At 39.7% G+C, this 1,335-nt stretch carries 2 protein-coding genes; both read right to left on the bottom strand.

The genetic code is table 11. The annotated features are described in order from the left end of the window. The coding region (locus HP569_RS14250; RefSeq protein WP_182201814.1) for a carbohydrate ABC transporter permease at positions 1-604 on the bottom strand (604 nt) is incomplete at its 3' end. 15 nt (positions 605-619) lie between these two features. Further along, on the bottom strand, positions 620-1,335 hold a 716-nt coding region (locus tag HP569_RS14245; RefSeq protein WP_182201813.1), incomplete at its 5' end, for a carbohydrate ABC transporter permease.

Raw genomic sequence — 1,335 nt, 5'->3', positions numbered from 1 at the left:
CCGAGAACATCGTACGGAAATAACCCGCACCATCAATTCCTGCTGCTTCCTCAAAATCAGAAGGCAGCGTTTGGAAGTAACTTGATAATAAAAAGATCGTAAATGGTAAGGCCGTCGATGCATAAATCACCGCTAAAATAAAGCGATTATTTAAAAAGAACGGATCCCCGATGATCATTTTGATCGCTCCATCCCAATCTAGTAACATCAAAAAGATCGGTACAGCAATATAACTGACGTTAATAAACAAACCTGCTTTTACAACGCCGTTTAAGAACTTGCTTCCTCTAAACTGAAAACGGGATAATACATAGGCTGCTGGTAACGCAACGACTAACAGAATAGCTAACGCTAATGCCGTTACAATCACAGAGTTTAATAAGTAGTCCCCCATTTGTGCTTCGACAAATGCTTCGGCAAAGTTTTGAAAATAAAAACCGTCTGGTAATGCCCATGGGTTGTCATAGAATTCCGCGTTTTGTTTAATGGAAGCTAAGAACACCCAACCAACAGGGACAAGTATCGTAACCGCTAACGTTATTAAAGCGACGTAATTAAATAGTTTAAAAAGTGTGTCTGTGCTTAAACCTTTTGTTTTTTTCATCTCTGTTTTACCTCCTTAGTACTCTAGCACATCGCGTTTAGTAATTCTGCTGACGATAGCAGCGAGGGCAAATGAAAAAGTAAAGACGACAACGCCAATCGCCATACCGTAACCAAATGTGGAGTTTGTATATGCTTGGTCATACATATACGATAAGAATACTTCCGTTGACCCGTTCGGGCCTCCGCCTGTCATTGCCTTTACTAATAGAAAGCTCAGGTTGATCGTACTAATAATAAAGAAAGTTAATGTGGTACGGATATTGTTCCAAACCAGTGGTAGTGTAATGCTAAAGAATTGCGTAATGCCATTTGCACCTTCTAAGGATGCAGCTTCATAATAACTCGCTGGAATACTTGCCATCCCAGACATATACATCACCATGTAATAACCAATGGCTTGCCATACTAGGGCACCGGCAATACTATAAATAACGATGTCTTGGTTTCCTAACCATAATTGTTCAAAGGTATCTAAGCTCAACACACCGAAAACACTATTCAATAGGCCACTCTTCGGATCATAGATTGCTGAGAATATCCCTGCGATAACAACGATTGATAAGATATTCGGAATATAGAAGATAATTCGGAAGAAGTTTCCTCCTTTTACTTGTTCTTTCGTTAACACCGCTGCGAAGAATACCGCAAAGATCAACGTAATGATTGCTACAAGCACAATCAATAGAATCGAGTTTTGGAACGATTGAATGAAGTCCATGTCATTCCACA

Origin of the sequence: Paraliobacillus salinarum (genome assembly GCF_014083865.1) — a bacterium.
GTDB classification, from domain to species: Bacteria; Bacillota; Bacilli; order Bacillales; family Amphibacillaceae; genus Paraliobacillus; species Paraliobacillus salinarum.
Note: the sequence above shows the minus strand (reverse complement) of the source record. Positions and strands in the feature narration are given on the sequence as shown.